General features: G+C 42.3%; 25 protein-coding genes and 1 tRNA gene. 15 read left to right on the top strand and 11 right to left on the bottom strand.

All coding sequences use genetic code 11. The annotated features are described in order from the left end of the window. The first annotated feature begins 715 nt into the window (after window positions 1-715). Window positions 716-1,510, top strand: a complete 795-nt coding sequence (gene otsB, locus CQ839_RS06100) for a trehalose-phosphatase (protein ID WP_103667374.1) — start codon at window positions 716-718, stop codon at window positions 1,508-1,510. A 34-nt stretch (window positions 1,511-1,544) separates the two neighbouring features. After that, window positions 1,545-2,420: a hypothetical protein gene (locus CQ839_RS06095; RefSeq protein ID WP_103667373.1), complete on the top strand. Its 876-nt coding sequence runs from the start codon at window positions 1,545-1,547 to the stop codon at window positions 2,418-2,420. A gap of 440 nt (window positions 2,421-2,860) precedes the next feature. Here the strand turns inward: CQ839_RS06095 and CQ839_RS06090 are convergent, their stop codons facing one another. Together CQ839_RS06090 and CQ839_RS06085 are read right to left on the bottom strand one after the other, a co-directional pair. Next, window positions 2,861-3,235 (bottom strand): DoxX family protein, encoded by a 375-nt coding sequence (locus tag CQ839_RS06090; protein ID WP_103667372.1) that lies wholly within the window; start codon window positions 3,233-3,235, stop codon window positions 2,861-2,863. Window position 3,236: 1 nt separating this feature from the next. After that, a complete protein-coding gene (locus CQ839_RS06085) occupies window positions 3,237-4,121 on the bottom strand; it encodes a DUF72 domain-containing protein (RefSeq protein WP_103667371.1) in 885 nt (294 codons plus the stop codon). Window positions 4,122-4,361: 240 nt separating this feature from the next. Between CQ839_RS06085 and CQ839_RS06080 the strand changes: the two genes are divergently transcribed. Next, window positions 4,362-4,868, top strand: coding sequence for a phosphate-starvation-inducible PsiE family protein (locus tag CQ839_RS06080; protein WP_103667370.1), 507 nt, complete (start codon window positions 4,362-4,364; stop codon window positions 4,866-4,868). A 34-nt stretch (window positions 4,869-4,902) separates the two neighbouring features. Here CQ839_RS06080 and CQ839_RS06075 read toward each other — a convergent pair whose 3' ends face one another. Beyond that, window positions 4,903-5,274, bottom strand: a complete 372-nt coding sequence (locus tag CQ839_RS06075; RefSeq protein WP_103667369.1) for a PleD family two-component system response regulator — start codon at window positions 5,272-5,274, stop codon at window positions 4,903-4,905. Window positions 5,275-5,571: 297 nt separating this feature from the next. Between CQ839_RS06075 and CQ839_RS06070 the strand changes: the two genes are divergently transcribed. Continuing rightward, window positions 5,572-6,564 carry an ATP-binding cassette domain-containing protein gene (locus CQ839_RS06070; protein ID WP_103667368.1) on the top strand — a complete coding sequence of 331 codons (993 nt, stop codon included), beginning with the start codon at window positions 5,572-5,574 and terminating at the stop codon, window positions 6,562-6,564. Window positions 6,565-6,719: 155 nt separating this feature from the next. On the opposite strand, the gene CQ839_RS06065 is transcribed toward CQ839_RS06070, so the two are convergent. The 4 genes from CQ839_RS06065 to CQ839_RS06050 form a co-directional block, all read right to left on the bottom strand. After that, complete coding sequence (locus CQ839_RS06065) at window positions 6,720-8,135, bottom strand: hypothetical protein (RefSeq protein ID WP_103667367.1); 1,416 nt, start codon at window positions 8,133-8,135, stop codon at window positions 6,720-6,722. Between the two features lie 54 nt (window positions 8,136-8,189). Further along, window positions 8,190-8,262, bottom strand: a tRNA-Ala gene (locus CQ839_RS06060). A 307-nt stretch (window positions 8,263-8,569) separates the two neighbouring features. Next, a complete protein-coding gene (locus CQ839_RS06055) occupies window positions 8,570-9,322 on the bottom strand; it encodes a DUF561 domain-containing protein (RefSeq protein ID WP_103667366.1) in 753 nt (250 codons plus the stop codon). A gap of 90 nt (window positions 9,323-9,412) precedes the next feature. After that, window positions 9,413-9,985 (bottom strand): hypothetical protein, encoded by a 573-nt coding sequence (locus tag CQ839_RS06050; protein ID WP_103667365.1) that lies wholly within the window; start codon window positions 9,983-9,985, stop codon window positions 9,413-9,415. Window positions 9,986-10,214: 229 nt separating this feature from the next. On the opposite strand from CQ839_RS06050, the gene gap reads away from it, so the two are divergent. Then, complete coding sequence (gene gap, locus CQ839_RS06045; RefSeq protein ID WP_103667364.1) at window positions 10,215-11,240, top strand: type I glyceraldehyde-3-phosphate dehydrogenase; 1,026 nt, start codon at window positions 10,215-10,217, stop codon at window positions 11,238-11,240. Window positions 11,241-11,363: 123 nt separating this feature from the next. Here the strand turns inward: gap and CQ839_RS06040 are convergent, their stop codons facing one another. Next, window positions 11,364-11,759, bottom strand: coding sequence for a hypothetical protein (locus CQ839_RS06040; protein ID WP_103667363.1), 396 nt, complete (start codon window positions 11,757-11,759; stop codon window positions 11,364-11,366). Further along, entirely contained in the window at window positions 11,752-11,949 is a 198-nt protein-coding gene (locus tag CQ839_RS06035) for a hypothetical protein (RefSeq protein WP_258040640.1), read from the bottom strand. Before CQ839_RS06035 ends, CQ839_RS06040 begins: the two co-directional genes overlap by 8 nt. Before the next feature lie 162 nt (window positions 11,950-12,111). Between CQ839_RS06035 and CQ839_RS06030 the strand changes: the two genes are divergently transcribed. The 8 genes from CQ839_RS06030 (at window position 12,112) to rpsU (ending at window position 19,717) form a co-directional block, all read left to right on the top strand. After that, a complete protein-coding gene (locus tag CQ839_RS06030) occupies window positions 12,112-12,321 on the top strand; it encodes a hypothetical protein (protein WP_103667361.1) in 210 nt (69 codons plus the stop codon). Window positions 12,322-12,453: 132 nt separating this feature from the next. Continuing rightward, the gene (locus CQ839_RS06025) at window positions 12,454-13,446 is read left to right on the top strand and encodes a fatty acid desaturase (RefSeq protein WP_103667360.1); all 993 of its coding nucleotides are present in this window, start codon (window positions 12,454-12,456) and stop codon (window positions 13,444-13,446) included. Window positions 13,447-13,460: 14 nt separating this feature from the next. Beyond that, complete coding sequence (locus CQ839_RS06020) at window positions 13,461-14,195, top strand: iron-containing redox enzyme family protein (RefSeq protein WP_103667359.1); 735 nt, start codon at window positions 13,461-13,463, stop codon at window positions 14,193-14,195. Beyond that, window positions 14,185-15,282, top strand: coding sequence for a DUF3419 family protein (locus CQ839_RS06015; protein WP_219817730.1), 1,098 nt, complete (start codon window positions 14,185-14,187; stop codon window positions 15,280-15,282). Before CQ839_RS06020 ends, CQ839_RS06015 begins: the two co-directional genes overlap by 11 nt. After that, on the top strand, window positions 15,279-16,082 hold the full coding sequence (locus tag CQ839_RS06010; RefSeq protein WP_103667358.1) for a GNAT family N-acetyltransferase: 804 nt from the start codon (window positions 15,279-15,281) through the stop codon (window positions 16,080-16,082). The genes CQ839_RS06015 and CQ839_RS06010 overlap by 4 nt, the downstream gene beginning before the upstream one ends. A 91-nt stretch (window positions 16,083-16,173) precedes the next feature. Continuing rightward, window positions 16,174-16,488 (top strand): hypothetical protein, encoded by a 315-nt coding sequence (locus CQ839_RS06005; protein WP_103667357.1) that lies wholly within the window; start codon window positions 16,174-16,176, stop codon window positions 16,486-16,488. Window positions 16,489-16,632: 144 nt separating this feature from the next. Continuing rightward, a complete protein-coding gene (locus CQ839_RS06000) occupies window positions 16,633-19,386 on the top strand; it encodes a bifunctional acetate--CoA ligase family protein/GNAT family N-acetyltransferase (RefSeq protein ID WP_258040639.1) in 2,754 nt (917 codons plus the stop codon). A 139-nt stretch (window positions 19,387-19,525) separates the two neighbouring features. Further along, window positions 19,526-19,717, top strand: coding sequence for a 30S ribosomal protein S21 (rpsU, locus tag CQ839_RS05995; protein ID WP_094532977.1), 192 nt, complete (start codon window positions 19,526-19,528; stop codon window positions 19,715-19,717). A gap of 36 nt (window positions 19,718-19,753) precedes the next feature. On the opposite strand, the gene CQ839_RS05990 is transcribed toward rpsU, so the two are convergent. Together CQ839_RS05990 and CQ839_RS05985 are read right to left on the bottom strand one after the other, a co-directional pair. Then, on the bottom strand, window positions 19,754-20,275 hold the full coding sequence (locus CQ839_RS05990) for a thermonuclease family protein (protein ID WP_103667356.1): 522 nt from the start codon (window positions 20,273-20,275) through the stop codon (window positions 19,754-19,756). A 65-nt stretch (window positions 20,276-20,340) separates the two neighbouring features. Continuing rightward, window positions 20,341-20,841, bottom strand: a complete 501-nt coding sequence (locus tag CQ839_RS05985) for a DUF2993 domain-containing protein (protein ID WP_103667355.1) — start codon at window positions 20,839-20,841, stop codon at window positions 20,341-20,343. A 114-nt stretch (window positions 20,842-20,955) separates the two neighbouring features. Here CQ839_RS05985 and CQ839_RS05980 point away from each other — a divergent pair, with 114 nt between their 5' ends. Together CQ839_RS05980 and CQ839_RS05975 are read left to right on the top strand one after the other, a co-directional pair. Then, the gene (locus CQ839_RS05980; protein ID WP_103667354.1) at window positions 20,956-21,567 is read left to right on the top strand and encodes a sigma-70 family RNA polymerase sigma factor; all 612 of its coding nucleotides are present in this window, start codon (window positions 20,956-20,958) and stop codon (window positions 21,565-21,567) included. Beyond that, window positions 21,564-22,010: a hypothetical protein gene (locus tag CQ839_RS05975; RefSeq protein ID WP_103667353.1), complete on the top strand. Its 447-nt coding sequence runs from the start codon at window positions 21,564-21,566 to the stop codon at window positions 22,008-22,010. The genes CQ839_RS05980 and CQ839_RS05975 overlap by 4 nt, the downstream gene beginning before the upstream one ends. The last annotated feature ends 16 nt before the right edge of the window (window positions 22,011-22,026 follow it).

Raw genomic sequence — 22,026 nt, 5'->3', positions numbered from 1 at the left:
AACTTGTGAAAAGTGTTACTTCGCGAGACTTTTCACAAGTTTATTGATTCAGGTTTGAGCGCAAAACGCTGTAGTTCAAGTATAAGCACAGGAAAAAAATCAAAAAATAGAACGCTAAATCAGCCTAAAAGTTTTATCCAGTAGCTATTTTGGGCTTGAAAGCTAAAATCGTTGCTGGGAGGGTATTTCAAGTTTTTTGTCCTGTACTTAGATTTTTCATTTAAGAACAAAGCACGTTGTAAAGTCAGTCCAGAACTAATCTGGATTTTAGTAGTATATTGAGAATAAATTGACGTAAGTAATGCAAATTGTGAAAATTTGTGACGCTGCTGGTAAAAGCAAGAGCTTAATATAGGTAAAATCATGATGAATAAATTTTAAAATACGAGATTTTTAAATTTATTCAATAGATATAGGGTTTTGCGGTAGTTTGAGGTTAAATCAATGTTTTGTGCCGCATTTGCATATGAATCATAAGTTCTATTGACAGCACTTCAATAAGGTCTTGACATCATATGATAAAATCCTGAAAGTGCAGCAAAAGAACTTTTCGTTGGAACCGACAAAACGAAAACCCGTTAACCGCGTAGCGTAGCTGCTGCGGTTCAACTTACTAGTTATGCTGCCAGTCCTCCAGATAAAGGTCAAAGTGTTTCAGGTAAACGGTCTACATTATGGAAGATGTAGGTAGAGTAAGTAGTAGAAAATTGAAAGCATGAAGTTTTTGTCGTCGAAACTTGACTTGGATTCGTTTTTTGACAGCCTTGCACAGGCTCAAGAGCGTTTTCTATTGCTAGATTATGATGGGACTCTTGCACCTTTCCGTATTAAGAGAGATCAAGCTTTTCCCTATCCAGGTGTTACAGAATTGCTAAACGATATTCGTCAAACTCAAAAGACACAGATAGTTATCATTAGTGGACGTGCAATCCAAGATCTTATCCCACTCTTGAATTTAGCCCCTCTCCCAGAAATTTGGGGATCTCATGGTTGGGAACATTTAGATACCAACGGTAAATACACAATTTCACTGTTTGATGAAGCTACGAGTGAAGCACTCTCTGAAGCGAAAGACAGCATTAATTCGTTAGGTCTAATGAGTTTTTGTGAACAAAAGCCTGTTAGTTTAGCAATTCACTGGCGAGGTTTACAATCAGAGTCCATGAGTTCAATACAAAGGCAAGTTGAAGAGAGGTGGAAAGAACTAGAAAAGAAATCAAATCTTAAGATACATTCCTTCGATGGTGGAGTAGAGCTACGTATTTCAGGTAAAGATAAAGGCACATCAGTAGAGTCAATTATTTGTAATTTAAATGAAGGAGCTAAAATTGCTTATCTTGGAGATGATGCTACAGATGAAGATGCATTTAGGGCACTAAAAACCAAGGGGCTGAGTGTTTTAGTACGTGAAGAATTACGTTCAACTGATGCTGATTTGTGGATCAAGCCACCTGATGAACTCATTGAGTTTTTGACAAGATGGAGACAAGCTTGTTTAGCTCTATCTTGAACATCACTAGCACAGAATTAGGTATTAAAGCGATATGATTGAATTTTGGATTAATGTAGCGGTAAATATAGTTTCCACACTAATTCTTGCTCTAATAGGCTTCATTATCTACGCATTTCTTTATTGGAAAAATAGGAGAGAAATCCTACACTTCTTTGGCATTAGTAACGTAAAGCCAAATGTTTCTATCTATCTGTCGGCGTTGAATATTAAACCTGGAGGCACAACAGGTATTGAGACAATTGACAAAGGATACGTTGGAGCAGCAATAAACAAGTTGGAGTATGATGGCGCATTATTCATACAACGTGAATTAAAGGCAAAGCCCTTAGCATTGCTACCAAGAAATTTACAAGACTGGCTAGGTCAAGAAAATATTGAATTAAGAAATGTAGATGTGCCTGTTAAGCTAAGCCCTTCAAGAATTACTAATAGAGATTCAGCATTTGATAATAATTTAATTATTTTAGGAACTGGTGTCTATAACAGTTTGTCTCATTACTATCTAAAAGAATATTTCTTAAAGCATTCCGATCTTTATCCTTGGCACTTTTACCATGCCAAAGACAATAAAGGACAGCGCATTATGGGGATTCATCGTAGAGGCTTTGAAGATTCACCTATAGATGAAGGGCGCAATGGCCATGTAGAACCTGCATTCATCCAGCGAATTTATGACGTAGATTGCAAAACTACTGTGTTTATTTGTGCTGGGCTTGGTTCTAGCGCTACGTTAGGTAGTGCCCGTTATCTCTCAGAGCGATGGAGAGATTTGCAACGAACGTTTGGGGACGAGGAATTTGGAATTGCGCTACTATTTTATAACCAAGACCCTGATAGAGAATTTGTAGGACAACCCCAAGTTTGCTATGAAGGCTTTTTAAGGCGTATCCCATCCAAATTTCTCTAGACGGCAGTTGCGGCATAACAATCCCGTTGCACACCGACCGTATAAAGTTGGTTGCTGAATCCGAGAGGTTACTAGCGGGGGGTGAACGGGAACGTTATACCGAATCGACACGCCCGTTAAAGCTGTCTTTCTTTAGACGAAAATAGGCAAGCAAAAATGGTTGACTTCGTTGTTTAGTTCCGAAAGGTTATTGGCGATCGCAAAGTCAAATAATAGCACTGTTGGATAATAACGACTAGAATCGCTGAAACTCGCACAGAGAATAGCTTTCAAGCCTTTTGATTAAATGTCATTGAAACTTTTGCCCAGACTAGGTTACAAGATTTTTTGATTGCCCAACAGGGCTAATTATTAAGCAATCGCCAATAATTGATCACTTTTATTGCTAAGCACTAAGTACGAGACAAAAAGATTTGAGAAGCGATACTTTGTATCGCTTCTCAAATCTTCTTGGTATACCACCAAGCCCATGCGATGAGGACTGCTTGCAATGGCAACCGCCCCCATCGTAATAAGTCTGAGTCGGGAATTCCATCCATTTGAATACGATTAACTGCCATGTTGATATTGGCAGGAAATACAGCAATGAATAGGGCGATCAATCCCCATGCTGCGGCTTGACTGACTGGAGGAACTAACAAGCCAACTCCACCTAAAATTTCAAATACGCCACTAATGTAAACCAAAGCTAAAGGATAAGGTAAAAAAGAAGGAACGATCTTCACAAAGGGATCGGGCGTTACCCAGTGCAGTGTCCCTGCTGTGATCATGAATATCGCAAGCAAGACCCGTAAAACTGATTTAATTGTGAGCATATCAAAATAGTGTTAATTGTTGCGGTGGCGGAGTTAGATCATTCCAAGGCAATGCTGGCACAGGAACATTTGCTTTTTCTAACATTTCCTGAAAATATTTAGCATTATGCGGCGATCGCTCTTCGATAGGACAATGCATAAAAAAATAAATTTGAGTTCCATTGGCTAACCATTCTTGCAAATAAGTCACCCATTCTTGCCAAAAGCGAATATTTAAATCGCGATCGGGATGGCTAATAAAACGCACAATGCTAAAGGGGGCTGTCACCAATGGTTGCAAAGGTAAATTTGGCTTGCGACGTTCCTGCTGCACAGGTATCGACAGCGCGGGATCAATTTCATCGCCTAAGGGTAGATCGTATATTGGTCGAGAATCGAGTAACACTCGACCAATACCAAGTTTTTGTAATAGCGCATTCAGGCGATCGCAATGGGGCGCTTTAAACCAATCCCCATGACGGACTTCTAGAGCAATTTGATAGTTTTTTGTCGGCAAAGCTCTGAGAAAACTTTCTAAATCAACAAAATTAACTGGGCTATAGCTCGGTGGCAGTTGGACAAATAGCACACCTAAGCGATCGCCAAATCCAGACATTAAACCTAAAAAATGTAACGCCTGATCCAGATATGGCAATAGCAAACCATTATGGGTTAACTGTTTTGGAAACTTTGGGCAAAACTTAAAATTTGCGGGAGTATCCTTTGCCCAGCGCTCAACAGTTTGGCGATCGGGGATCACATAAAAAGTTGAATTTACCTCTACTGTTACTAAGCGATCGCTATAGAGCTGTAAAAACTCCGTTGAGCGACTCCCCCTAGGATAAAAATCACCAACCCAACCTTTATAAGCCCAAACCGCACAGCCTAAATAAAATTTAAAGTCCATATTTTTTAAACCGAGAGAAGCGCAAACCTACTGTGAGCTAATGATCTTCGACTGGAACATTACGAGATTAATTCTAGATTGTTTGAGAGAGTGTGATCCTTGGGGCACACTCTCTCAAACAATCTAATCTCATAAGCGAATTAGTTCTACTATATATGAATATTTGATAGCAAATTAATTGTCCTATAAGCATAAACTATGATACTTTGTGTCAAAGTTTCATAATAAATGGAATCAAATATGCAGCATTCAGTTGACCCAGATAAAGATCAGCTAATCACTACATGGGATGGCAAAGTTGTGCGTAGTCGAATTGTCAAAACTTTAGAGTTGGTACAAGACGCGATCGCGATCTCTCTTTGTATTGGACTGTTTTGCGTCATGGTGTTGCAACTTAAAGAGATTTTTCTATCGTTAATAACCACCTTGCACTTTCATGACATCACAGCAGATATTTTATTCATCCTCATTTTAGTGGAATTATTTCGGCTATTAATTATTTATCTTCAAGAACAGCGAGTTTCGATAGGAGTTTCCGTAGAAGTCACCATCGTTTCTGTATTGCGAGAAGTGATTGTTAAAGGATTGTTAGAAGTCGAATGGAAGCAAGTCATGGCTACATGTGCTTTTTTAATTGCTCTAGCCCTACTATTAGTAGTCAGGGTTTGGTTGCCGCCCACATTTGAAGGCGTTGATCCTCAACAAATAGCCTCCGCACGACGCAGGGACAAAAAAATTACCGAATAAAACATAGAGGGGCGCAATGCGCCCCTCTATGTTTTTAGTTGATTTGGTTAAGTAACTGCTTAATTGTTTTGATTAATTCAGGTGGATGATAGGGCTTAGTTAAGTAAGCATCTGCCCCCTGCTTCATGCCCCAGTACTTATCAAATTCCTCACTTTTGGTTGTACACATAATTACGGGTACATTCTTCGTAGAGGCATTATTTTTTATCCAACGGCATAACTCATACCCATTCATTTGAGGCATGACCACATCGGTAACAACGAGATCGGGAGTAAAAGCTTTGAGCTTTTCAACTGCCTCAGCACCGTTATTTGCTTCCGTAACTTCTATACCGTGTTGTTTCAAATGTGCTGAGACCATCTCCAACACCATCGGACTATCGTCCACTACGAGGACTTTTACCATGACTGCTTTCCTTGTTTTCCAGTTGTGCGTTAGCGTAAATCGTCATCAAAACTCAATACCTTTGAGAATTAAGCCCATTTAGAACGATCAATTGCTAATGCAATCATAAAATTTCTAAAACCTTAATAGTAGGATAAGGTTAAGAATATTTGCCTAATCAACATTAACTCTTTTTTGATTGTGTCTTTACAGAATTGTTGATTCAACTCTACTTAATCAATTTAATCAATGAACAATATTAATGAAAGACATTGATATTGTTGACAGTATATCAGAATGCATCTTGGTTAGAGTGCTATGGCAATGGTTACAGTTGAGGGTTTGAGTAAAATTTATAAAATTGCGGTCAAAGATGCGGGAATAGCTGGCACTCTTAGACACTTTTGGCATCGTCAATATCGATCGATCGCAGCAGTTAAAGATATTTCCTTTGCGATCGCATCGGGGGAAATGGTCGGCTTTTTGGGGCCAAACGGTGCAGGCAAAACCACGACGCTAAAAATGCTAACGGGCTTAATCCATCCATCATCAGGGCATGTCCAAGTGGCAGGGCATATTCCCTTTGATCGAGACACGAGTTTTTTGCAAAAAATCACCTTAGTCATGGGGCAGAAACAACAATTAATTTGGGATCTGCCAGCCCTAGATTCTTTAAAAATGAATGCGGCGGTGTATGACATCCCTGACAAATTATTTAAGCATCGCCTCGGTGAGCTGACAGAAATGCTATCGCTGGAAGGTAAACTCTCGCAGCCTATACGCAAGCTCTCCCTCGGCGAGCGCATGAAGGCAGAATTATTAGCGGCTTTATTACATCAGCCCCAAGTTTTATTTTTAGATGAACCAACTTTGGGCTTAGATGTGAATGCTCAAGCAAGTGTGAGGGAATTTTTGCGGGAATATAATCAGCGCTACCAAGCGACGATTATATTAACAAGTCACTATATGGCAGACATTACGGCTTTATGTAAGCGGGTATTACTGATCCATGAAGGTGGTCTGATCTATGATGGCAGCCTCGAAGGACTGCATAATAATTTTGCACCTTATCGAGAAGTGCGCGTGGAGCTATCCCAACCAATTATCGATCCCGAAGGTTTACAGAAATATGGTCAAATCTTAAATATTGATGGTCAAGCAGTTTGTTTCTTAGTGCCACGAGAAAAATTAACTAAGGCTGTTTCGCAAATTCTTGCCGAATTAGAAATTCTGGATCTCTCGGTAAACGAACCTGCGATCGAAGAAGTAATCGGTCGTGTTTTTCGTGCTGGTAGCGTCGAGCAGAAGTAACCCTAAGAGATTTTGTAAAAGCGTTGCTTCGCAACGCTTTTACAAAATCTCTTATACCAATTCACAAAAGTGTGACAACACTTCTGTGAATTAAAACCCAGAACATGTAAGGGTTGTAAAAACGCAAAATGGCTGCGCCACTTTGTGTTTTGGTATTAGTTCGGGTTTGAGCGCAAAGCGCTGGGGGCTAGATATTTAGCAACTTCAGCAATTGTCACTGGCTCATTCGATGGATTCGGGACATCCACAACGATTAAATAGCCATCAATTTTGCCTTTGCCCACAGTATTTAAAGCATTGAGAATTTTTGGCATATCAGCTTTGAGTAAACTGCCGCGATCATCGTAAATTTCTAGCGCCGACAAACAGCCAAGAGTAGCATTCCAATCAAAGTTTTTTTGGTTAACCACTGCGGGTTTGTTACGGAAAAAGTCGATCGCAGCACCACTGCCATGAATCCGAAATAGCGATCGCCCCATAGTCCCAGCCAAATAAGCTTGCTGGATTGGCTCATAAGTACGCCATGTGGGCGGTAAAAGCATTTGATAGGCTTGTAAATCACCTGTAAACTTACCTTTTTGTTGTGGCAAAAAAGCATTCACGCCATCCTCAAAGGGTAAAAATAAATTTACCAGCGAAAACTGTCCATAGGCGTGAAACACTTCATCATCTGGTTGTCGAGAAATGCCCTCCATACGATAAATCCCTTGTGGAGTACGACCATTGCTAAAATTCCAATCGAGATTATGAATAGACTGAAGCAGTAACGGTGCTGACCACAGTTGCTTATTTTGTCTAACAAATTGCCCCTGACGATCCTTTAAAACTGCTAGGCACAAAATATCGCGATTAGGACGACAAAGAACATACATATGCGCCTGTTGTGGTGCGATTTGCCATTTCAATAAATCTGTGAGATTGGGAATTGGTATTTTTTTTGCAAGTTGGCGATCGCCTTGAATATTTTTGATTGTAGTTAGCAAATGGAGATCCTGCGACCAGTTAGGAAAGCGTTGCTGCACCTTGAGAATCAGTTTATCGATTTGGCTTTGGGAGATATTTGCCGATGGATAAATGACTGACTTTGCGATCGCTGCCAGAGAAATCGCCACCCACTGTGGGTCATTACTATAATCAATGGTGCGCAAAAAATGCGGCTTAAGCTTGCCATAAATCGCAGGTTTGAGAGTATAAAGCTGTGTGGCAACTTGGATCGCCGTGTCAATAATCCCCTTTTGCGGGTCGGTGAGATTTGCGGCTGTTGTCATCTGCAAAACATTTTCTAAGGCTTGCAGGGCATAGTCTTGTTCAGGGGCTAAAACGCCGATCGCCCATAGAGATTCTTGCCAATGCGAGGCATTGCTTTCAGTTAGAGGATATTTCTTAAGATCAAACCTGCTAGGATTCGCTTTCTGCTGTTGGTCAAGTATCTGGGCATCCCTAGCGCTCGCTGTGGCTTTAGGCTGGTAAGCGCGAAGGGGTGGCGTTTGCGCTTTAACTGGTTGGGGCGGATGTGCAGCAACAAAAAAAGCGATCGCTGCCACAGCAGCACTAGACATCAATTGATACATAATTTCTTAGCACAAAAAATAGGGAAAGCGCAAAGTGCTTTCCCTATTTTAGTATGGAGCTAAGCGGATTCGAACCGCTGGCCCTCTCAATGCCATTGAGATGCGCTACCAACTGCGCTATAGCCCCAGAAATTTGCTAATTTATTAGCTTGTCTATAATCGCTCAAATCGAGGTTTATGTCAAATGAGATCGTCAAAGAATTAAACATTACTAGAGTAAGACCTTATTTTTGCTTTTCGGCTTTATGAAGTGAATAATTAGGGGTGCGCGGCAAAGCCATGCACCCCTAATTATTCCAAACCACAAAATGGCGTAGCCATTTTGTGGTTTTAAAACCCTTACAGGGCTTGGTTTTCAATTCACAGAAGTGTTGCCACACTTTTGTGAATTGGTATTATTCACTGGGAAGGGAATTTATTTATTCACTTGCCACTTACTTTGAAACATTACTATTGATTACTTCTCCCAATGATTCTTTCAGAGCGCGAACAGTCGCAATCATAGAAACAACATCATTCAATTGGTTAACTGCGGAACCAACACCAACACCCGAAGCTCCAGCAGCGATCGCCATCGGTGCAGTGATATTGCTCAAGCCAGAAGCGCAAAGGACGGGGATTGATACAGCGCGGCTGATGGCATGGGCAGCAGCAAGAGTAGGTGATGCTTTTTCAATTGCACCGAGGATACCCGCATGAGTTGGAGCCGAGCTTGTGCCGCCTTCAGTTTGAATGATGTCAGCACCGATCGCTTCGAGTTTCTCAGCGAGAGTGACTTGCTCATCTAGAGGCAAGGTGTGAGGAACTGTTACCGAGATGGCTGTATGAGGCAATAATGCTCTAGTTTCGGCAGTCAAAGCAATGATTTCATCGGCGGTAAAAATCCGACCTTGCGCATAGAAACTATCGTAGTTACCGATTTCGACTAGATCTGCACCATTAGCAACAGCTTCTGCTAACTTATGAGCTTCGACTGCGGATACACAAATAGGCAAAGAGCAATTAGCCTTAGCGATCGCAATTAGTTCAGCATCAGCAGCGATATCAACAAAAGTAGCGCCACCGCGATCGGCTGCTTGCACGACCATTTTCACGGAGTTGCGATCGAAGTTTTGGATGCCGCTAATAATTTTGAGGGCGTTGCGGCGGCTAAAGGCGGTTGCTAAGGCAAGAGGTAAACGAGACATAAAATTTGTCATCCTAATAGACTGAATATTTAGATGTAGGACTACTTTAACGTGATTTTGCGTAAAACCAAAAGAGTGCAAAGCACCACTTCATACTCTTTGGGGATATGTAATACCAAAGAAATGTTGTTGAATTACCATCCCTAAGGTGGCATCTCCCGAAGGCAATTGACCGTTAAGCATGTACTGATGATTATTCCAAATGGTTTGCAATTCCTGCTCTTTGACCTCAAGTTCGTCAGCAGGCAACAATTGTAAATGGCGATCGTAGCGAATCATTTCTCTAGTGCGATTTAAATTATTCGCAGAAAAGACTGTAGTTCGTTCCCAATCTTCCATTTCACCTTCTACACACATCCAAGTAGATTGGCAACCATCGGAAAGCCAAGCCAGTTTGCGCAAAATCACGCCATCTAGAGAATGTTCATAATCTAATTGATCATTGCTAGTGTCGATCGCAATGAAAATCACCTCACCAAATTCTTCTGAAAACTCTTGGGTTAAATATTCCTCTCCCTCGAATATTCCATCCATATAGCGATCGCCAAAATCACAGACAATCCAGTCTGAATTAAGAATTGGCTCAGGCTTTGGAAGTTTTTCTTGCACTTTAGCGATCGGCTGCTGGGTTTTCAGAAAGTAAGCATTATAAAAAAAGCTCATAGAAGTAACCTGAATTTAACAAGTTAAGATGTATCAACTTTAAACCAAAAAATTTCCCTTTGTCTAAGACTAAAAGCTCCAAGTAAATGAGATATTGCTGACATAAGGGCTGGGGATCGCTATATTTATATGTTCAAATCCTGACATATTAATGTTTTAGAGTTTTTTGACTATAGAACTTGGGTTAGCATAATCGCGAAGCACTATAGGTAGGCTGGATAAGCAAAATATGGCTAAACTCAGAATTGGCATTAATGGATTTGGCAGAATTGGACGATTAGTGGTTCGCGTTGCTGCCAAGCATCCCGAAATCGAGATTGTCGGAATCAATGATCTAGTTCCTTCTGATAACCTCGCTTATCTTCTCAAACATGACTCTACTCATGGACTCTATGACGGTGCGATCGCATCTCAAGCAGACGGCATCGAAATTGATGGCAGGTTTGTTCCTTGCTCGGCGATTCGCAACCCATCAGAATTGCCTTGGGGCGAGCTAAAAGCCGACTATGTGGTAGAGTCCACGGGCTTATTTACTGACTATGCTGGTGCGATCGCACATATTAATGCTGGCGCAAAGCGAGTAATCATTTCTGCTCCCACAAAAGATCCCGAAAAGGTTCCAACATTGTTGGTTGGAGTCAATCATACTAAGTTCAATCCTGAAACTGATTTGATCGTTTCTAATGCAAGTTGCACCACCAATTGCTTAGCACCGATTGCGAAGGTTCTCAATGATAATTTTGGGATTGCAGAAGGATTGATGACGACTATTCATGCGATGACAGCGACTCAGCCAACAGTAGACGGGCCAAGCAAAAAAGACTGGCGCGGTGGACGTGGTGCTAGTCAAAACATCATTCCTGCTTCTACAGGTGCTGCGAAGGCTGTAGCTTTGGTGCTGCCTGAACTGAAAGGGAAGCTGACGGGAATGGCTATGCGTGTACCTACACCTGATGTATCAGTGGTAGATCTGACGTTTAGGACTGAAAAAGCCACTAGTTACAAGGAAATCTGTACAGCGATGAAAGCGGCTTCAGAGGATTCGTTAAAGGACATTCTCGGCTATACGGATGAGGAGGTTGTCTCGACAGATTTTAAAGGAGATTCGCGATCGAGTATCTTTGATGCTGGCGCAGGTATGGAACTAAATCCCAACTTCTTTAAGGTTGTCTCTTGGTATGACAATGAGTGGGGATATTCCTGTCGTGTGGTGGATTTGATGATTTCAATGGCGCAAAAAGAAGGAATTCTCTAAATCCTAAAAAGGCAAGGGCAATTCATGAATTGCCCTTGCCTTTTAGTTAGATTATTTTATGGAGAAGACGATCGCCGCTTAAATTTAGAAATCTCAAACAATCACCTCTAGTTTTTAGCTTGTTTACACATTAACCAAAATCTTTTGTTGTTCAGAACGATCTCCCAAATTACCCTCAGCGATCACATACAAATCCGCAGCGATCGGATCGTACTTACAATAGCAAATCACCACCAAATCGTATTCAGACGACTCCGACTTACTCTCGAAAATATCAACGCGATCAACAATCCAATCCGCATCACGGGAATGGGTTTTACCCTCCTCACCATGAATCACAGGATCGACAGCATCAGCAACTCGCACAAATACCGTTGGGCGATCGCCAACCTGTGGAATCGGTGCATTAGAATCATCAAAATTTTCACAAAGAATATCAGTCAAAGAGTTGCTATGAGCAAACTTGCGTTTGTCCCAATCATGTCCCCAACCAGCCCGATAGATAATATATTTACTCATTTTCTTTCTCTCCGTAACTAGGAAATTCTGTATCACCTTCAAACACACAATCCACCTTTAAAATCGGTCGATCGGTTCTCAAAACAATATCTTTAAGCTTCCACTCATACTTTCTACCCATTTTTATACAATCATCGGGACTTACAGCACCATGCCGTGATGTTTTACTTTTATCTTTACTATCTGTCACAATTCATGAAGGATTTTAGATTGTAAATAAATCATAACTCACTTTTAGCTGCAAGATTAGGCGATCGCACTTTTGGTAAGCTGATTTTATGAGAGAGGCGATCGCGCCTTCTGACAATACCTCATACTAAATCAATCAACTTGCACTTAGTACATTACTTTTATGCCTGAAGTTGTAGAAATCCCCATCGAACCAACCAAATTTCAGCTTCCAGAAGCAGTTCATACAAGGCTACAGTTTTTACTCGATTGCCAAGATTTAGGGCATACGCTATCACAAAACGAAACACAAGAAGCACAAGGACTCATTGATTTAGCAGAATTTCTGTCCTTACTTTTTTTGCGATCGCAGCGAGTGCAAAAGTTTAGTTAAATATCATCGATCGCCTGTGATGAGAGTCACCACTATGTCAACTTAGATCGAACACAATTAAAATAGGAATGAAAGATAAGATTTCATAAATGCAACTCATTTTAATTCTTTTTTGTGGAAATCCTTCGGTCTATGAAAACACAACAATTCTCAGACAAGGAAAATCTTAGCCCTGAGCAGGATAAGACTCGTGAAGAGATAGAAAAGCCAAAGCTAGATCCCGAACTGCTCAAGCAATTGCATAGCCTTGATCAGCATCCTCAACGCTTGCCAATCTTCATCGCTTTGTACTTGGCAGCAGCGTTGGCATTGTATGTCTTGGTACAGGCGATCGCTATACCTTGGGTATACATTCTCTGTTTACCTCTGTATTTATTAGCAGCAGCTTCTTTACATGGTATTAGCCTGTTCACCCACGAAGGCGTACATGGAGTACTAAGTCGTAATTTGCATTGGAATCGATGGCTGAGTATTCTTTGCGCATTACCCGTTGGGCAAAACTTCTCATCTTACAAAGTGTTACATCTCAAGCATCACAAACACTTAGGTATAGAAGGTGATCCCGACCATTACAAAAACTACACCAAATGGAACTGGCTAACATTTTTGATGCATTGGGGTAGATTGATTATTGGTTATCCTGTTTACATTATTGCGATTCCGATCCTTGGATTTTGGCAGGGAAATAAATCAGAACGGGTATGGATTGCGATCGAAGTAGCTTTGCTGGGCTTATTGGTGATTGGGGTGCTGCGATCGCCTATTCCTAAAGCATTCTTAATTCATGGTTGGTTGATTCCGATGCTTTGGATTAATACAATGGTCAATATTCGCGGGATGAGTCAGCACACATTGCTCGAACATGAGGCAGATTTAGTTCGTGGAACCCGCACGATTTTGACGATTCCTTTGGTGAGATTTTTTATGTGTAATGAAAACTATCATTTAGAGCATCATCTTTACCCCGCCGTACCTTGGTATCATTTACCACGCCTTCATCAAGAGCTAAAGTCAGATCTCATTCAACAGGGAGCACCATACATTCCTTCTTATTTCTCTTTTGTACAAGACTTTATCGCCGCCAGCTTGAAGCGTCAGCCCGTCGGTACTGTGGTGATTAATTGACGCAGGAAATGAATATGCAAACTTTAATCGCAAACCCGATCGCTAATCCGAGAATCCAGCAATATCCTGAATTGGCTCTCGAAGATTTAGGCAAGTTGCCATCTCTGCAATCAGCCGTATTGTGCATCGCAGAGGTTTATGACTTTAATAGCCATCCCTATATGCTCTGGATGGAAGATCCCACAACTGATCGCGATTCTTTTCGGCGCAGCCAACTTCCATTTCGTTTTGCTGTTGAGTCTTTTTCTCAGCCATTAGCTGCGGTGTTAGCCCGAACGGAGACTCTAGAGACACGCTTGCCATTACTAGCAAATATTACCGAAGAGCATGGTCATGAAGATCGCTGGCGATCGCACAAATACACTTTTCAGCAGTATCTTCGTGCTTTGGGTGCAACTGAATGCGAATTAAATTCACCTTGTACGATGCCAGTATTAGCTTTTAATCAATCGATTTTGACCTATTGCCTAATGCAGTCAGGAGAATCGGGAGCCGCGATGCTTGGCATGATTGAATATCTCTATATTGGCATCAGTGCCGCGATCGCCAGAACCTTACATCAACGAGGCTGGACAGCGACGGGTAGTCAATCACACTATGCATTCCATGAAAAACTGGATACTGTACATGCGAGAGACTTGCTGTTATTAGCAGAAGCAGGTTGGGAAGATCTGCGTACTCGTCGGCAAGTATTGCAAGGTTTAATGCTTGGTGCTCACTATTTCTGGAGTTTATATCGTGACTTGTAGCTCCAGTTCGGAAATCACCTCAGAAATAGCCTTCTCGCAAGTGCGAGAAGATCCTCGGATTGAATTGCGCGTAATCCAAGAGTTAGCCAAGCGCCAACAAAATCCATTAAGGGTGCTTTTGGTGGCTTCAGGTGGTTGCACCGCCTTAAGTTTGCTGTCAAACCCTGCGATCGCAAAAATCGAGGCAGTAGATCTTAATCCCGCCCAACTACATCTCGTCGAACTACGTCGCCAAGCCTTACTGCATTTATCTTTAGATGACCAATTGCAATTAATTGGTGCTGACAAATCTGCTAGCGATCGCGATTGGCTCAGCATCTATGCCAGCTTCAGTTCAAATTTGCCACTCAGCACAAAGGCATTTTGGGACGTAAGACCAGAACAGATTGAGTTTGGCGTTAACCGAGTCGGACGTTTTGAGCAACTATTTCACCAACTTGCAGAAAAGTTTGCCCAGATTGGAATCGAACCTTTGCAAGAACCGTTAGTTGCTATTCAGCATCCACGATGGCGCGATATTTTTGAGCAGGTATTTGAGCGCGATCGCCTCATACAGACATTTGGCGAAGCTGCCGTTAACTACTCGATGGATCGCAGCTTTGGCGAGCATTTTGCCGATGTATTTGCCCAAGCCTTACAGCGCTTTATCCCTAATGAGAATTATTTCTTAACTCAAGTCTGTGGCGATCGCTATACGTCAAATCTCACAGGCGAGGGAGTTCCTCTTTACCTCCAAGCATCTGCTCAAAATGATATTCACAGATTAGGAACAGAGCGATTGCAACTACATCAGGGCGCTTTTGTTGATTGCCTTCAGCAACTCGCCACATCAGAAAAATTCGACCTGATTCAGTTTTCTAATATCTCAGACTGGATGCCTCTGAGCAGTCTCCATCAAATGCTGAATGAGATAGTTCTTTGCCTAAAATCAGGCGGAGCGATCATCGGACGGAGACTCAATGGCGATCATAATTTAGAAGCAATTATGGCAGAGCATATTACGATTGATCGCTCACTTAGTCAGGAATTGCTTGCAAGCGATCGCTCTTTTTTCTATCGTGAAGTTGTCGTAGGGTTTCAGTCATGAAGTTTCATCGCATTGAGTTTGCAGAACGTTCTCTATTTCAATCGGGAATTGAAGCGATCGAGCAAACTGCTTTCTACCCTTTGGCCAATGATTTCTTTCAACTCGATCATGGAAATAATTACTTTGCCTTTTTTGATCGCCTTGGCGATGTCCATTATTTTGCCGCTTTGGATGGCGATCGCGTAGCGGCTGTTGGCGCAGGAATATTAAGACAAGTGCCTTACCGTCAGGATCAACCAGTGCGTTTAGCTTGGTATCTCTGCGATTTAAAAGTCCATCCTGACTATCAGAGGCAACATCTTTCGATGAGGATTTTGCATCATGCTTTGACTTCCTGTATAGGAGAATGCGATCGCGGTTATACAATATCGATGAATGCAGGTGATGGCAAACCTAATCGTCTTGTGCGAGTTTATGAGAAGTTTAATCTAGTGCGGTTTCGCTGCTCGTCTATATTGGGAATCTATAGTGTCGATGCGGAAGTAATGCGATCGCTAGAAGCGATACTCATTAAATATCGCGGTAATATCTCCTATCTCTCTCTAAAAGGTATTAAAGATTTAAAACTAAAAAGTAATGGAGACATATTGCCATTACTACATGTACAGTGGGGCGATCGTCTGCCTACTGAGATTTCGGATCCCGTCGCTGGATATACCCATATGTTCTGTGTGCCGAGGGGTGATGATTTAGCGATTACCCTTGCAAATCAGGGTGTGTTTCCTAATGCGATCGCTAGTTTGGTCAGTCATGGCATGGATGAAAGTGATTGGCGCTTTATTTTAACTAGCGATATTTGATTTGTTCAGTGTCTATTTTTATCCTGCCATCAGAGAAAATGGTATAATTATAGAGTGAAAAGATAAAACTATTCATTGAGGAATCACCGATATGTATACCATCAATCGCAAAGAAATGAAGGTAGCAGATAGTCGTAGTGATAGCAGTGAGCTACCCTCCGTAGAAGTTCCAGAAGCAGTTACAGAAACAACTTTTGAACCTACCCCTAATCCAAGTATTCCCATCTCAAGCGGTTATACCGTAGATGATCAGGGACTACTGAATAACTACGCAATTCTGACACCGATGTATGTCGAAGAGCCTACTCTTCTGACTACAGAAGAGAGACTTCGCTCTAAATCTCAATTTGTATTTGCTGTTTTGCTCACAGTAATGGCAATATTTATCGCTCTCGTCGTAAGTTAAGACTTAACATGCCTTAAATGACTCAAGAAAATCCCTTATCTCCTAGCCCTTTCTCCTAAGTCAAAGAAATAGAGTAGGGATTTTTCTTGACTTCTATTTGTTGATCGCGAAAATTGCATTGATATCTAGGTTTAGGATAATGGCATGGAGAAAGTTTCAACAAATAATTTAACAAATCAAATGTGTGCTGGCGATCCAGCACATGATATTTGGAAAAGACATCGGCATCCCCTTGACTGTATTTTTCGTCCTCGCTCTGTTGCTGTGATTGGAGCAAGTGAACGAGAAGGAAGTGTAGGAAGAACATTGCTTTGGAATTTAATACGCAGTCCCTTTGGTGGCACTGTTTTTCCAGTCAATCCGCAGCGTCATAGCGTATTGGGAATTAAGTCCTACCCAGATATCACTAGTGTTCCCGAAGTAGTCGATCTAGTTGTAATTGCAACACCTGCGGCGACAGTTCCTCAGGTGATTCGTGAATGTGTGGCGGTCGGGGTAAAAGGCTCAATAATTGTCTCAGCGGGGTTCAAAGAAATTGGCGAGGCGGGAGCAGCTTTAGAACAGCAAGTTCTCACTGAAGCAAGAAGTGGGGGGATGCGAATTATTGGGCCGAATTGTCTTGGAGTCATGAATCCATTGGCAGGACTAAATGCCACCTTTGCGGGCACGATCGCTCGTGCGGGTAACGTTGCTTTCATTAGTCAAAGTGGAGCGCTCTGTACTTCGATTTTGGACTGGAGCCTAGGCGAAAATGTGGGATTTAGTGCCTTCGTTTCCATTGGCTCAATGCTGGATGTAGGATGGGGTGATTTGATTGAATACCTCGGTGACGATCCTCATACCCACAGTATAGTTTTATATATGGAATCAATTGGCGATGCTCACGCCTTTCTATCGGCAGCCCGTGAAGTTGCGATGGATAAACCGATTATTGTATTGAAAGTTGGGCATACTGAAGCGGCGGCGAAAGCTGCCGCCTCACACACTGGTGCTTTGACAGGTAGCGATGAAGTACTAAATGCAGCATTTCGTCGTTGTGGGGTATTACGTGTACATACAATCTCTGATCTGTTTGATATGGCAGAAATTCTCGCCAAACAACCAAGACCTAAGGGAAATCGTCTGTCAATTGTCACCAATGCTGGGGGGCCTGGCGCGATCGCAACGGATGCTCTGATCAGTGGCGGTGGTGAATTGTCTGAACTAGCTCCAGAAACATTGCAGCAGCTAGATCAATTTTTGCCTCCCCAATGGAGCCATCACAATCCCATCGATATTTTGGGCGATGCAAGTAGCGATCGCTATGCTAAAACCCTAGAGGTTGTGGCAAATGATCCCAACAGCGATGGATTACTCGTAATCTTGACTCCGCAAGCAATGACAAACCCTACACAGACTGCGAAAAAGCTCAAGGCTTATAGTCAATTAGGCAAACCAGTTTTAACAAGTTGGATGGGCGGAGCCGAAATTGCCACAGGTACGCAAATCCTCAATCAAGCCAATATTCCCACCTATCCCTATCCAGATACTGCCGTCAGACTGTTTAACTATATGTGGCGGTATACCTATAATCTGCGTAGTATTTATGAGACTCCCTCTTTACCTGTGGATTCCGATCAGTACGCACCCGATCGCCTTCTTGCCGAGCAGATTTTAGCGCCAGCAATCAGTAGCGATCGCAGTCTGTTAACTGAGTATGAATCCAAGAAACTACTCGCAGCCTATGGAATTCCCACTGTACAAACCGAAATCGCTACGAGCGATCTGGAAGCTGTAGAAATCGCTGATCGTTTAGGTTATCCTGTTGTTCTTAAACTCCATTCCGAGATTATCACTCACAAGACAGATGTGGGTGGGGTGCGTCTTAATCTCGAAGATGCAGCAGCCGTTACTCGCGCTTTTATGGCGATCGCATCCAAAGTTCGGGCTATAAATCCTCAAGCCTTTTTGGGTGTAACTGTGCAACCGATGGTCAAGACAGATGGCTATGAATTGATCTTAGGTAGCAGTCTTGATCCTCAGTTTGGCGCAGTGATGCTCTTTGGCATGGGTGGTCAGCTTGTAGAAATCTTTCAAGATCGCGCATTAGCCTTGCCACCGTTAAATACAACTCTTGCGAGGCGCATGATGGAACAGACTCGCATCTATCAAGCTTTGCAAGGAGTTAGGGGTAGAAAGGCGATTAATTTGGCAAAGCTTGAGCAATTATTGGTTAACTTCAGCCAATTAATCGTTGAACAGCCCCAGATTCGCGAAATTGATATCAATCCTCTCATGGTTTCGCCTGATGGCATGATTGCTCTAGATGCGCGAGTAGTAATGCACACAGCAGATATTACCAAACGCCCTGCGCCTGCCATTCGTCCCTATCCTTCTAAGTATGTGCAGCCGTGGGAATCCCTAAAAGGCGATCGCCTCACGATTCGCCCTATTCGTCCTGAAGATGAGCCACTTATGGTGCATTTCCACCAAAGTCTTTCAGAAGAGAGTGTCTATTTGCGTTATGCACACATGGTTAAGCTCAAGCAGCGGATTGCTCATGAACGCTTAACTCGAATTTGCTTCATTGATTACGATCGCGAAATGCTCTTAGTCGCTGATTCTAAAAATCTGCAAACTTCCGAGCATGAGATTTTGGCGGTGGCAAGGTTGAGTAAGTTACATGGTACAAACGAAGCCGAATTTGCACTAATCGTTAGCGATCGCTATCAGCATCAAGGCTTAGGCACAGAGTTGTTAAGAAGACTAATTGAGATTGGTAAGGAAGAAAAACTCAGTGCGATCATTGGTTATATCTTGAATAACAATGACAAAATGCAAAGTATCTGTCGCAATTTAGGATTTCAGTTACATCCAGATCGGCAGGAAGGAATGTTAAAAGCTATTTTTGTGCCGTAAAGCCAACTTAGATTTGAGACTAAAAAAATAAGACTTTACAATCTGGGCTTAGATTTGCTAAACTAGATACCCGTCGCCTAAATTAAAATGCGCCAAACTACAGCATAATTAAGAACAATACTTTGCTACCCAAATAAGCATGACTCAAATAATCGTTGGTGAAAATGAAGGGATTGAATCGGCTCTGCGTCGATTTAAGAAAAAAATCCAGAAAGCTGGCTTACTAGCAGATATTCGTCGCTGTCAGTACCATGAGACCGCAGGCGAGAAACGTAAGCGTAAGGCTGAAAATGCTAAGCGTAGAGGTCGTTTTCGCCGTCGCGATAGTTAATAAAAAAAGGAGCGTTATGCGCTCCTTTTTTTGTGGTTAATAGCCAACACCTAATAATTTATTTTCGCGCCGAAATTGGCTTGGCAGCATCACATTAGTACCATTTACCCAAACGCCTAAGCGATCGCTCTGCGCTTGTGCTTCGATCGCCTCATAGCCTTGGCAATCCTTTTCTTGAAGGGGATCATAATGGGCTAGCCCCAGAGACACCATAACTTTGTTAGCATTTTGTCCACCCGCTAAAACTTCGGCAGTATAACGCCCAAATTTATCTTTTTTGAATACTTTTATATAAACCTCTTCATCGTCAAGAATGTTTTGTAACACTTTGCGAGCATGTTGTCCCTCGGATTGCATTAATTCAGGCGCATCAATACAGGCAAGGTGAACCTTAGTTTTGATGCCGCGATCAACAAGAGTGATGTTATCTCCGTCAAAAACTCTCACTGCAAATTCTGCCGCCCAAGTAGGCTGGATCGCGATCGCTATATATGCGAAGTTGATGACCACAATCAAGACAAACTGCTGAAATTTATTTACAAAATTGACAAGGGACATTTATGGGGAGTACAGAGGGCTTAGATTAATCATATAGCTGTCGCCGCCACGGGCTTTTTTCGGCTTTAAGTTGCGGCGATCGCAAATTCACCACGACACCTTGCCCCGCCATCAGCGATCGCTAGTTCATGGAGTGTAAATTCATCACCAAGTTTATGCACAAGGGCTTCTAGTAATGCGTGAATCTCCTGATCGCTGTTGGCTACGGGAGGTGTCTCAGTAGCGATCGCTTCTAAGAAAATCGGTGACTTGAGGCAACTTTGCAGATCCTCGGACGAAAGCTCTACATCCATTGTGACGTGGATGGGATCAAGTAATCGTAATGCCTCACCTTTGATAATTTGAGAAATATTTAGATGAATAGCTTCGGCGCATAAATCAATATTGGTGATCGCTAAGCCTTTATATTTAGCCCCCACCCCGATGACTGTGGCTTTGGGGATATCACCGCTTAAAATTTGACGACTTTTGCCAGCGATCGCAATTTCGATGGTTTCGATATGCTCGACCTGTGATCGCAACCATAGTTTAATAATAGGAATTAATACAGAACTAACAGCAGACATTGTGGGTTGAACCTATTTAAGGTTGTGGCAGTCAAAACTAATAACTTAGAAATAAGTTACACCTGCCAATATTGTCTAAATAAGTATAGATGCTCATATGGATGTTCGCCATAGATGTTCAGAGCGGTAAAAACAGATATCAGAGAATCACCCCAGACCGATCCCGATCTCGCGATTGTGCAAGCTTGTTTGCAGGGTGATCCCAATGGTTTTAAAAAACTGTATCAACGTCATCATCACAAGGTGCGCTCAACGCTCTACCAGCTATGTGGCTCCGATGGGCTAGATGATTTGGTGCAGGATGTGTTTTTACGGGCATGGAAAGGACTATCTAAGTTTCGGCAGTCAGCCCAGTTTTCGACGTGGCTCTATCGAATCGCATTTAATGTGGCAAGCGATCGCCGTAAAGCTCTAGCCAAAATGCGATCGCGAAATATCTCTGTCGAAGATGAGCAACTAGAAAATCTTGCTGACGATGCGATCGCCCGTGAGAGTGATTTGCAACCGAGCTTAACCCAAATGCATTATCAAGACCTAATGCAACGCGGTTTAGCAAAACTAAGCGAAGATCATCGCGCCGTATTGGTTCTGCATGATCTAGAGGAGTTACCGCAAAAAGATATCGCCGAAATTTTATCTATTCCTGTCGGCACGGTGAAATCACGGTTATTTCATGCCCGTAGTGCCATCAAAAAGTTTTTAGAAGCGCAAGGCGTCGAGTTATGAAAAACAAATATTCTCAAGATTTTCCAGAACACTTTGGCGAAGACCCTAGTGAAAATTCTGATGACTCCTTATTGTCTTTTCTCAAACAAAATAAACCGATCGCCCCTCTTCCAGCCCCAAATTTTGAGAAACAGCTATTTGCTGAAATCAGTAAATATCCACAGCGATCGCCAAAATCTTCTAACGCAAATTTACGGCGTTGGCTACCTTGGGCGTTATTGCTCCCCGTCGCGATCGCTACAGGGATTACGTTTAATTGGGTAACTAATCGCTCACAGTATCAAGTTGCCAGTATTAGTGAATCAGAAAAAACTGAGATCGAGCAGTCGCTGATCAGCAGTTGGAATATGACCGATGACACGACCTATCAAGCGGTTAATACCGCAACTACTTCAACAGATACACAGCTTTTGAGTGATTTATCACCTCTTGACTATGAGTAAACAGAGGAGAAATATT

Origin of the sequence: Pseudanabaena sp. BC1403, assembly GCF_002914585.1 — a bacterium.
In the GTDB taxonomy this organism is placed as follows: domain Bacteria; phylum Cyanobacteriota; class Cyanobacteriia; order Pseudanabaenales; family Pseudanabaenaceae; genus Pseudanabaena.
The sequence above is the reverse complement of the archived record's forward strand: the minus strand, read 5'-3'. Positions and strand labels throughout refer to the sequence as shown.

What these genes read in the sequence shown, in the direction of transcription:
- CQ839_RS06040 (WP_103667363.1), bottom strand. Translation starts at nt 11,759, where the DNA reads ATGAGTAAATATATTATCTATCGGGCTGGTTGGGGACATGATTGGGAC.
- CQ839_RS06095 (WP_103667373.1), top strand. Translation starts at nt 1,545, where the DNA reads ATGATTGAATTTTGGATTAATGTAGCGGTAAATATAGTTTCCACACTA.
- CQ839_RS06025 (WP_103667360.1), top strand. Translation starts at nt 12,454, where the DNA reads ATGAAAACACAACAATTCTCAGACAAGGAAAATCTTAGCCCTGAGCAG.
- CQ839_RS06010 (WP_103667358.1), top strand. Translation starts at nt 15,279, where the DNA reads ATGAAGTTTCATCGCATTGAGTTTGCAGAACGTTCTCTATTTCAATCG.
- CQ839_RS06055 (WP_103667366.1), bottom strand. Translation starts at nt 9,322, where the DNA reads ATGTCTCGTTTACCTCTTGCCTTAGCAACCGCCTTTAGCCGCCGCAAC.
- CQ839_RS06030 (WP_103667361.1), top strand. Translation starts at nt 12,112, where the DNA reads ATGCCTGAAGTTGTAGAAATCCCCATCGAACCAACCAAATTTCAGCTT.
- CQ839_RS06075 (WP_103667369.1), bottom strand. Translation starts at nt 5,274, where the DNA reads ATGGTAAAAGTCCTCGTAGTGGACGATAGTCCGATGGTGTTGGAGATG.
- CQ839_RS06000 (WP_258040639.1), top strand. Translation starts at nt 16,633, where the DNA reads ATGGAGAAAGTTTCAACAAATAATTTAACAAATCAAATGTGTGCTGGC.
- CQ839_RS05985 (WP_103667355.1), bottom strand. Translation starts at nt 20,841, where the DNA reads ATGTCTGCTGTTAGTTCTGTATTAATTCCTATTATTAAACTATGGTTG.
- CQ839_RS06065 (WP_103667367.1), bottom strand. Translation starts at nt 8,135, where the DNA reads ATGTATCAATTGATGTCTAGTGCTGCTGTGGCAGCGATCGCTTTTTTT.
- CQ839_RS05980 (WP_103667354.1), top strand. Translation starts at nt 20,956, where the DNA reads ATGTTCAGAGCGGTAAAAACAGATATCAGAGAATCACCCCAGACCGAT.
- otsB (WP_103667374.1), top strand. Translation starts at nt 716, where the DNA reads ATGAAGTTTTTGTCGTCGAAACTTGACTTGGATTCGTTTTTTGACAGC.
- CQ839_RS06070 (WP_103667368.1), top strand. Translation starts at nt 5,572, where the DNA reads ATGGCAATGGTTACAGTTGAGGGTTTGAGTAAAATTTATAAAATTGCG.
- CQ839_RS06090 (WP_103667372.1), bottom strand. Translation starts at nt 3,235, where the DNA reads ATGCTCACAATTAAATCAGTTTTACGGGTCTTGCTTGCGATATTCATG.
- CQ839_RS05975 (WP_103667353.1), top strand. Translation starts at nt 21,564, where the DNA reads ATGAAAAACAAATATTCTCAAGATTTTCCAGAACACTTTGGCGAAGAC.
- CQ839_RS05990 (WP_103667356.1), bottom strand. Translation starts at nt 20,275, where the DNA reads ATGTCCCTTGTCAATTTTGTAAATAAATTTCAGCAGTTTGTCTTGATT.
- gap (WP_103667364.1), top strand. Translation starts at nt 10,215, where the DNA reads ATGGCTAAACTCAGAATTGGCATTAATGGATTTGGCAGAATTGGACGA.
- CQ839_RS06085 (WP_103667371.1), bottom strand. Translation starts at nt 4,121, where the DNA reads ATGGACTTTAAATTTTATTTAGGCTGTGCGGTTTGGGCTTATAAAGGT.
- CQ839_RS06080 (WP_103667370.1), top strand. Translation starts at nt 4,362, where the DNA reads ATGCAGCATTCAGTTGACCCAGATAAAGATCAGCTAATCACTACATGG.
- CQ839_RS06050 (WP_103667365.1), bottom strand. Translation starts at nt 9,985, where the DNA reads ATGAGCTTTTTTTATAATGCTTACTTTCTGAAAACCCAGCAGCCGATC.
- CQ839_RS06005 (WP_103667357.1), top strand. Translation starts at nt 16,174, where the DNA reads ATGTATACCATCAATCGCAAAGAAATGAAGGTAGCAGATAGTCGTAGT.
- CQ839_RS06020 (WP_103667359.1), top strand. Translation starts at nt 13,461, where the DNA reads ATGCAAACTTTAATCGCAAACCCGATCGCTAATCCGAGAATCCAGCAA.
- rpsU (WP_094532977.1), top strand. Translation starts at nt 19,526, where the DNA reads ATGACTCAAATAATCGTTGGTGAAAATGAAGGGATTGAATCGGCTCTG.